This window comes from Paraburkholderia rhynchosiae (assembly GCF_002879865.1).
GTDB classification, from domain to species: Bacteria; Pseudomonadota; Gammaproteobacteria; order Burkholderiales; family Burkholderiaceae; genus Paraburkholderia; species Paraburkholderia rhynchosiae.
The window spans coordinates 1-8,555 of the sequence record NZ_PNXY01000074.1 but is presented as its reverse complement, the minus strand read 5'-3'; the positions used below and the strand labels follow the sequence as shown (position 1 = coordinate 8,555).

At 56.6% G+C, this 8,555-nt stretch carries 8 protein-coding genes and 1 pseudogene; 3 read left to right on the top strand and 6 right to left on the bottom strand.

Annotated features, from left to right (window positions below):
* On the top strand, window positions 1-208 hold a 208-nt coding region (locus C0Z16_RS38510), incomplete at its 5' end, for a hypothetical protein (RefSeq protein ID WP_208638671.1).
* Here the strand turns inward: C0Z16_RS38510 and C0Z16_RS36485 are convergent.
* The 3 genes and pseudogenes from C0Z16_RS36485 to C0Z16_RS36475 all read right to left on the bottom strand — a co-directional run bounded on the left by C0Z16_RS36485 (window position 205) and on the right by C0Z16_RS36475 (window position 2,461).
* Window positions 205-1,210: pseudogene (locus tag C0Z16_RS36485) on the bottom strand (PDDEXK nuclease domain-containing protein). The gene C0Z16_RS38510 and the pseudogene C0Z16_RS36485 overlap by 4 nt on opposite strands.
* A gap of 352 nt (window positions 1,211-1,562) precedes the next feature.
* Window positions 1,563-2,036 carry an RES family NAD+ phosphorylase gene (locus C0Z16_RS36480; protein ID WP_102636784.1) on the bottom strand — a complete coding sequence of 158 codons (474 nt, stop codon included), beginning with the start codon at window positions 2,034-2,036 and terminating at the stop codon, window positions 1,563-1,565.
* Entirely contained in the window at window positions 2,033-2,461 is a 429-nt protein-coding gene (locus C0Z16_RS36475; protein WP_102636783.1) for an antitoxin Xre/MbcA/ParS toxin-binding domain-containing protein, read from the bottom strand. Before C0Z16_RS36475 ends, C0Z16_RS36480 begins: the two co-directional genes overlap by 4 nt.
* Before the next feature lie 666 nt (window positions 2,462-3,127).
* Here C0Z16_RS36475 and C0Z16_RS37665 point away from each other — a divergent pair.
* On the top strand, window positions 3,128-3,352 hold the full coding sequence (locus C0Z16_RS37665; RefSeq protein WP_146014416.1) for a hypothetical protein: 225 nt from the start codon (window positions 3,128-3,130) through the stop codon (window positions 3,350-3,352).
* Window positions 3,353-3,450: 98 nt separating this feature from the next.
* Here C0Z16_RS37665 and C0Z16_RS36470 read toward each other — a convergent pair whose 3' ends face one another.
* On the bottom strand, window positions 3,451-3,780 hold the full coding sequence (locus tag C0Z16_RS36470) for a hypothetical protein (RefSeq protein WP_102636782.1): 330 nt from the start codon (window positions 3,778-3,780) through the stop codon (window positions 3,451-3,453).
* 514 nt (window positions 3,781-4,294) lie between these two features.
* On the opposite strand from C0Z16_RS36470, the gene C0Z16_RS36465 reads away from it, so the two are divergent.
* Window positions 4,295-5,575, top strand: coding sequence for an aminotransferase class V-fold PLP-dependent enzyme (locus C0Z16_RS36465; protein WP_102636781.1), 1,281 nt, complete (start codon window positions 4,295-4,297; stop codon window positions 5,573-5,575).
* Window positions 5,576-6,368: 793 nt separating this feature from the next.
* Here the strand turns inward: C0Z16_RS36465 and C0Z16_RS36455 are convergent.
* Window positions 6,369-7,499, bottom strand: a complete 1,131-nt coding sequence (locus C0Z16_RS36455; protein WP_102636780.1) for a porin — start codon at window positions 7,497-7,499, stop codon at window positions 6,369-6,371.
* A gap of 481 nt (window positions 7,500-7,980) precedes the next feature.
* Window positions 7,981-8,555: ABC transporter ATP-binding protein (locus C0Z16_RS36450; protein ID WP_102636779.1), on the bottom strand; the 575-nt coding region annotated here is incomplete at its 5' end.

The following is an 8,555-nucleotide window of genomic DNA, read 5'->3' as shown; positions in this document are numbered from 1 at the left end:
CGTTATCAGTCCGGTCGCAGCCATCAAAGCCTCCCGCGCCGGAACACCGGCGGCCGGTCAGCTTACGCTGCGAAAAAGCGGACATTTGAACTTGGCTAAAAGCGGACATTACAACTTAGCCTCTACACCCTTAAAAGTTGATAAATTATGTTATGTCAAGTCGGATCAGCTTCGGGCTACTTGCGTAGCCCAGTACAGTCGTTCCTAAACGTCGCGCACATCCGGCCTAAGCTCTGCCTCAATCTGGTCAATCGATGGCAGCTTGGTCTCCAACGATTCGGGTATCTGTCGGAGCAACTGGTACTCGGCCACGCCCACTGGTTTAGCGACGCCTCGCAGCGCATATTCCGCGACCAGTCGGTTTTTTTCTTTGCACAGGAGCAAGCCGATCGTGGGTTGATCATCCGGTGCCTTCACCTGCGCATTCCGGACGAAACGGCGTCGTTTTCAGTTCAACGACCACGTAGCAGCGCAGCTTCAAATGGTAGAACAACAGATCAATGAAAAATTCGTCGCCACCGACATCCAGCCGGTATTGCCGCCCGACAAACGCGAATCCCGCTCCCAATTCAAGAAGGAACCGGGTGATATGACGGGTGAGCGCCTGCTCGATGTCACGTTCCTGGGCATCTTCAGTGAGGTCGAGGAAGTCGAAAATGTAAGGATCCTTCAGGGCCTCCCGGGCAAGGTCAGACTGCGGCTGGGGTAACGTTTCCGTGAAATTTGTCACAGCGCTGCCGGCTCGCGTATAAGCAGCTGTCTCGATCTGCATTGTCAGCACCTGCCGCGACCACCCGTGCTCGAGCGTCTTGTCTGCATACCAGCTTCGTTGCTCCGGATCCTTGACCTTGTCCAGCAAGGTACAGAGATGGAACCAAGGCAATTGTGCAGCAGGCTGCTGCACAAATTCCGCGTCAGGCCACGCGTGCGCCAGCGAGCGCATATATTTCAGGTTGCGCGGGGAAAAACCGCGCATGTCCGGAAAGGCTGCTTTCAGGTCCCGGGCAAGCTGGTCAACCACCCCGGCGCCCCACCCCTCGCGCTGCTGACGGTCAAGGATTTCCCGGCCAATCTGCCAGTACAGCGTCACGAGCTCACGGTTTGCGCTGGTGACTGCCCGAAGTCGCGCCCGCTCGACCCTCTGTTTCAGTTCAGCGAGCCAGCGTTTGTAGTCTTCGCCCCACGAACCATTGGGGAGGTTATCGGTCATGCGGTTTCTACGAGTGCCGTTGATCAGCGCTCATTATCCATCATGAACAACCTTGAGCAGTTTCACGCCCCTTTAGAGAGTGGCAGAATCAACGCCGTTTTACAGACAGGGTGTGCATGAAAGCCAACGAACATGCTTCGATAAAAAGGGACAACTTTCAATGTCAGCTCGTCAGGGCGATTGACAAAAACTGACAGCCGTGTCGGTTTTGGCAACCAGACAAGGAGCATCTAAGACGGCGCTGCACTGGCCATTGCGGGCAGCGAGTGCGAACTGAACTGGAAGCCACGTCCCAGTCATGTCCCTCTAGGAGCAAAGCGTCGAGGCGAGGCTAGCCGACCACCATCATAATCTAGGAGTGTCCGACCGACGGCATCATAAAGAGGCGTTCGTCCCACACCACGGGTTGCGGCTCCGTCACGGCAATCCGCGTCGCGTCGGGGTGTGCGGGATTGACCAGCACGTTGAACTCTGCGCGGACGACGACGGAAGGTACGATCAGGAGCGCGGTACGCGACCCGGTCAGCCAGGCGTCGCCGAACTCCCTTGCCACCTGCAGTGCTGGCGCATCCCATCCCCCCGGCAACGATTCGGCCGAATGGCGTTCGACGCGAATATCGTCGGGAACCGCTGCTTCAACCCATCCGTGTGTCTTCGGTACCTTGCCGATGCGCGCATGAACAAGAACCTCGAGCATCGCACCGGCGAAGGTCGACGCGGCGTAGATGACGGGTCGCCCCGGGCTATTGAAGCGGCCGCCCACCAGCATCGCGCCGGTGCCGCTCCAGACCGTGTGTCGAGTGTCGGCGATTCGAAACAACTTCACGCCGGCAACCCATAAAACAGTTTCCAGAGCAGCTCTTCGACCCGGCGCGCGCCGAGCTCGGTCAGCGCAACATCGAGCGGCGCCCGACCTTCGAGCTCCGGGTGCGGCGTCGACAGGAATTCCCGCGCGTCCTCTTCGTCGTTCCAGACGTAGGCCGTCGTCGCGACAATCCTGGCCAGCCGCTCAGTCTTTTCCGATTCGTCTGGCGTCAGCCGATCGCGACGCCGCTTATAGGTCGCTTCGGGGATGATGCGGGCAAGTAGCGCACGCCGGGCGTCGGCACCCTGCGTCGCATGTTCGACGCCTGCTCGCAGCGCGGACTTGGGCAGGCCGTCGCGGACAAGTGCCTCGAGTTCCGCGAGCGTGTGCGGGATCTGCCGAAGTTCCATGACCGCGGCCACTGCTTCGGGCGTAATCAGTGACATGCGACTCCCGACCAAAGTATCAGTTGATACCTAATGATAGCGCAATTGATACCGTCCGGAAACTCATCTTCAATGCTCCAGTCCTAGACCCGCCCATCCCCGGCTTTCTTTCGCCGCGGAGGCCATCGAAGGACAGCACCGCTGGATCCGAGCAATGGCTTGCTGCTCGCGGGCACTTTGGACAAGGTCAACGACGGCTACCTTATTTCAGTCCACCCCAAGACCGGCAATCTGCTCTTCTCTGGATGCGATCGACGCGGCGGAAGGTGCCCGTCTGGTGGGTAACCATACCGTCTGCGCAAGACGCCCACTGCAGAATAGGCGCTCTGCCTGCAGGCGCACTACAAGCGCTTCCTCGAGAAGCAAGCAGAGCGCAGCTCCAAGCTGCGCAGTGTAGCCTAGGTCTAGCGGGCTCCAGCGGGGGCCTGTCGAGGCGGCCACCTCGACATCGTCCGTGCCTGCAAGAATCGCCCACTAGCATGACGGCACGTTACGGCCTACAGAAACCTTTCATACACGAAACGCTCAAGCAATTAAGAATCCGCTGGCGACAGGGTGTCGCACTGCGCACGCGAATAAACCATTTATAGTGCACTGCACAAGCCCCGTCCGATCGGCAAATGCGATCAGACGACCGTGTCCGGCGTTGCCCGGTTGCGGACAGACATGCCGCTGAAGGTGATTCGACACGCCTGTCAGCTTCGCCGGTTCCTGGTTAGCCATCAAAATGAGGTCTCTGTGAAATATCTTCCCCGCATCGCCGCGTCCGGAGCGCTTTTGGTCGTCGCTCTCGGCGTCGTCACGTTCGCCCAGATCAAGTTCGCTCCACAGTCTGCAGAGGCCAACCCGGTCGCACGGATCGTCCTGAACGTCGAGTCGTGGAACGGCTGAGCGACTCCCACCGCTGTATGTAGCCCGCGCCCCGCAGGCAAAGAAGAACCCGCCAGGCTCCGGACAGAACTGGCGGGTTTGAGCTACTGATTTCGGATTCACATACCAGGTGATGGTAATGGAGTTGACGCCTGCTCACGCTCCTCCAGCGACCAGTCAGCCTCCATGTCCACGGCATCCAACACCTTGGCCAGGTCACCAATCGCCAATTCGAGACCCTTCATCGTGGCCTGGTGAGACAGGCAATCTGCCCCCTTCGACGTTTCCATCATCAGCAACTTGAAGAGCGTATCGTCACACTGATCAGCGCAAGCCAGCCCTCCCCGCCTTGCGCAAATTGTCACCGCGCAACCTGAAGGCATGGCCGAATCCAGAATTTGTGCAGCAGCCTCCTGCACAAATTGAAACCTCTTCGGCTTGGTAAACATAGGACTGCGAATTTGTCGAGGGACAACTTTAATTATGTCAAATCGATGTTCCGCGCCGCGTCACTCTTTTCCCGAGCCGTTGGTTCAAGTAACCTTGTTCCCGTTTTCCACGTGATTTTGTTACTCGCCCCTTAGTGTCGCAACGAACCGCCCACCCAGGCGTATGTCGCTCGGCACACTTCGGTGCGCAACCCACGATACTCGAGACGGGCTCCTGCGGCGTTCAATCAGCATCGACCATTATGTCTATCCTGACGCCGGGGTCACGGTTGGGAATCTGTGTCGATCACACTCGTCATCATACGAGTCAATGTCGAAAACGTTCGATCCATGTGATTTATGAATATCTTCGTATCGAAAAAAATCGCTTTTCTGAAAACCCGTGTACGTAGTACTTTCGATTCGTAGTGATCCAATGCATTTTTGAGATCCATGGACTGTTGGGCGTTAGCGCTGCCAGCTGGCTTCGCAGTAACACCGTCTCTACCGCTTAAGATTATCGGGAATTTTACGCATGCAAAGTGAAACGGGGCAGCATTTCGACGAAGCTCTGATGACCGAGGTGAAGAGCAAGTTTCTCTATGTCGACGAAGACCTCCACGGTAAATCTCGCCTCTATTTTGATAACGCCGGAGGTTCATTCCGGCTAAAAGCCGCAATCGAAGCGTTCACTCAGATCGATGCGATTCCTGACAACCCGGAGCGCATTCATGAATTAGCAGTACTACTGCAAGAAGTACAGCGAAGGGGGACGGAAGATGCACGTGCCATCTTCAACGCCGGCGATGGTAGTATTTTCGCATCACTCTCGGCTTCGGGTGCAATGTTCGACATGGTCCGCGCGATAGCGGAGAATGTCGACGGTAGCAACATGGTGACTACGGTCCTTGAGCATCCGTCGTCGTTTGATGCTGTCACCCTCTATGCGCAACGCCTCGGCAAAGAATTGCGAGTGGCCAAAAGCAACAGAAAGACCGGTGCCATCGACGTCGAGGCGATCGTCGAATTGGTCGACGCGAATACATGTGTGGTTAGCGTGATGTACGCGTCAAACATCACAGGCGCTAAGATCGATCTCCCTGAACTCGTCAAGCAGATACGGCGTGTAAAGCCAGACGTATATATGGTGGTTGACGCGGTACAACATGCACCGCATGGCGTAATCGACGTCCAGGCGGCACCGGTAGATTGCATAAATTTTGCTCCTTACAAGTTTTTTGGTTGCAGGGGATCGGGAATATCTTGGCTTTCGCCACGGGCCTCGCTATTGCCGCACCACAAACTAGCCGGAAAAAAAGCAGATTTTTGGGATCTCGGAACGTCCGCGCCTGCCCAATTCGCTGTTATTACCAAGATAGTTGACTATGTCTGCTGGCTTGGAAAACAACAGCCCACTGAGACGGATCGTCGATCGCTATTCGCGCAGGGAATGCGTCGCATAGAGCTTCACGAACGGGCATTATTGAACCGCATGTTAAATGGTTCCCCCCGTATCCCTGGACTGCGCTCAATCAGAGGCGTCAACGTCCTGCTTGATCACGATGATCTGACTACACGCGATTTGATCGTCGCCATGTCATTCGACAATATAGAAGAGTCGAAGGCCGTCCGGGAATACGAGCGAAGGGGAGTCATCGTGTACGAACGCGTAGCGAGCAGCCTATATTCGAAACGCATGTTAGATTCATTCGGAATTACTGGTGCAGTTCGCGTGTCACCGCTACATTGCAACTCAGCTGCCGACATCGATCGTTTTTTGCAAGTCACAAGCGAAATCGCCCGGGAAAGAGGCTAACGCAAGCAAGGACGTGCGAGCGACCGGCATTCAGAATCTCAAGCCGACAGATAGTGCTCTTAGAGTAAGCGGCTCGCGCCACCGTTGTACGCGGTGAGTGAGATGATCACCAAAGTAATGTCCATCGTTCCGATTTGATGGGCACCACTTTGTCACAGTCTGAAGAGAAGAAGCCCGGTATCCGAACTATGCCCGGGAGCTTCGTGATCGGCTGGGGGCTGCGGCTTGCGAGCCAGGCGATTGGGTCTCGAAACTGGCCCGCGAGAACGGCATCAATGCGAACATGCTGTTGACCTGCCGGCGGCGTTATCTGGCCGAGCAGCAAGCTCAGTCTGCCGGGCTCATTCCGGTTGTACTTGTAGACGACACGCGAGCGGAGGTTGGAACATCATCTTCGGTTGGGCCACAGGCGCAGGACATAAGGCGTGCATAAGCTGCCGGCACAATCGAGATCCGGATCGGGCATGCGGTTTAAAGTGGCCGGTCTGGTCGATGCCGACCTGTTGCTGATTGTGCTGGGTCGTCTGCGCTCATGATTTCCCTGCCGGCAAGCACGCGCATCTGGATCGCTGCGGGCGGCACGGATACCGGTTACACCGGCCGCCCTTTAATCATCTGCCTCACACGTCGCCTACTGCTTGAAACCGCTTCCAAAGCGCGAATGGTTCCACGCGAGACGCAGCGATCCGTCCAAGCAATATGGGCTCGCCCCAACTATCATCTGACATCAGGACGAGCCTGCTGTTGCTCGAAGCGGTACTGGCTGGCGCGCCTCCCGCTTCATGACCAATATTTAAAACCTATGCCGCAGGCCGACCACTACCAGCGCCTGCTTGTTCGAACCAGAGTCTACGTCGTTCGAACCAATGACCGCCTGAGCCGAACCGGCACCATTCTCGCCGCTGGCATGCGCGTACGCCGCCACAGCATATAGGTCCGTTCTCTTGCTCAGAAAGTAATCTGCGCCGATCGAAAACTGATGCTGCTTAGCAGACGAATCGCCGCTTGACTTCATGTAGTCATAGCCGACTTCGGTCAGGACGGTCGGGCTGACTTGCCACACAGCATAAACTTCGCCGTTGTGATACTTCTGGCTGTTCGTGAAGGTCGAGCTTCCGTCAGAATTGTATTGCGAGAAGCTGTAGTAACCACCCAGCGTCACGCTGCCTAGCACATAGTTGCCACCTGCCCGCGCGATGTTGATCGAACGCGACGACGAATAGGCGCTGTTGACCGAACTGTTGAACAGCGAATCCGACGTGCTCGTGCCGCGCGACGACAGGGTCACGTTGCCGTTATCGATATGCAGGTAGCCGGCAGCGAGCGACAGTGCACCAATATTGTAGGACGCTGCACCGCTGTACGTCTGACCTGATCCCGTCGAGCCTGCCACACCGCCCAGCGCGTACATCGCCTCGAACTTCAATCCGGACCAAGTAGGGCTTACCCATTTAACTGAATTGTTGATTCGGGCGCTGTTGTCAGCATTGTCGATATCGCCAGGACTGGTAAAGAAGCCGCCGAGGTAGTTGTCGCCTTGAACGGGCTGAACAAGGTCGACGAGCGGATCATATTGCCGGCCCATCGTCACAGTACCCCACCCGTTTCCGCTCAACCCGACATATGCCTGGCGGCCAAACATGCGGCCACCTTGCCCGAGGTTGCCGTTCGTGGAATTGAAACCGTTTTCGAGCTGGAAGACAGCTTTGAGCCCGCCTGCCAGATCCTCCGTGCCCTTCAGTCCGAAGCGGGATCCCGACTCAGCGCCGCTTGCCATTCCGATCTGCGTCGAGTGGCCGCCGCTGTTATGGATATACATGATGCTCGTATCGACAATCCCGTACAACGTAACCGTGGATTGAGCATACGACACCGATGACATCATGGCGCCTATTGTGAGAATTGTGGCTGAACTCTTTTTCATTGCTTCCCCATGACTATTAGTAGTACCACTTAATTGCCTTTCGGCGTTTTACGTCTTTTACTTCTCGACGCATTCTTTTTTTGACACTTGCTCAGTGCCAACGAAACGTCTGGACTTGCGATGATCGTGGAATCCTCGAGCTCTTGAGGACTTCGCAAGCCAAGTTCCGGATGGATGTAGATGAATTTGACCAACCCGGAACATTCATTTCGCTACCAGACTCGGGTATTTGACATCTTTCGTAAGTCTGCTTTGGCTTCCTCCTGGAAGCCCATCCTGCTCACCATCGTTACTTTTGACCTGCACCCCTAATGGATTGGTCACTTTGGAGATTTGAATACTGCTTCCTTGTGCCCGCAGTAACACGTCAACTCTCCGCCTTCGAATAAGCCACAAGTCAAAATGCTCGAAACGCAAAGATTCGGAAACCCGCCTGCCGATTCGCTACATCCACAGCCCTCAGCCCAGCTTTACCATCCACTCACTCACCCAGATAAGCCGCCCGCACCTTCGGATCATCCAGCATCTGCTTCGCGTCACCCGACATCGTGACCAGACCCGAGTCCATCACATAGCCGCGGTTCGCCGCCTGCAGCGCAAGACGCGCGTTCTGCTCAACCAGCAGCACGGTCATGCCTTCGCCGGAAATTGCGCGCACCACTTCGAAGATCTTCTCCACCATGATCGGCGACAAGCCCATCGACGGTTCATCCAGCAGCAACAGCTTGGGACGAGAGATGATCGCTCGCGCCATCGCCAGCATCTGCTGTTCGCCGCCCGAAAGCGTGCCCGCATATTGCGTGGCGCGCTCCTTCAGCCGCGGGAAGAAACCGAACATGCGGTCGACGTCGGCCTTGATGCCGTCGTTGTCGTTGCGCAGATACGCGCCCATCTGCATGTTCTCGACGATCGACATGCGCGCGAAGATACCGCGACCTTCCGGCACCATCGCGAGTCCGCGCTTCAACAGCTCGTGCGGCGGTATGCCCTTGATCGACTGGCCCATGTACTCGATGTCGCCCGCGGCATACGGCTTGAGCCCCGTAATCGCCTTCA

Bases quoted from the DNA above. Each gene is read 5' to 3' on its own strand.
- C0Z16_RS36475 (WP_102636783.1), bottom strand. From the start codon at position 2,461: ATGTCACTGATTACGCCCGAAGCAGTGGCCGCGGTCATGGAACTTCGG.
- C0Z16_RS37665 (WP_146014416.1), top strand. From the start codon at position 3,128: ATGCCGCTGAAGGTGATTCGACACGCCTGTCAGCTTCGCCGGTTCCTG.
- C0Z16_RS36470 (WP_102636782.1), bottom strand. From the start codon at position 3,780: ATGTTTACCAAGCCGAAGAGGTTTCAATTTGTGCAGGAGGCTGCTGCA.
- C0Z16_RS36465 (WP_102636781.1), top strand. From the start codon at position 4,295: ATGCAAAGTGAAACGGGGCAGCATTTCGACGAAGCTCTGATGACCGAG.
- C0Z16_RS36455 (WP_102636780.1), bottom strand. From the start codon at position 7,499: ATGAAAAAGAGTTCAGCCACAATTCTCACAATAGGCGCCATGATGTCA.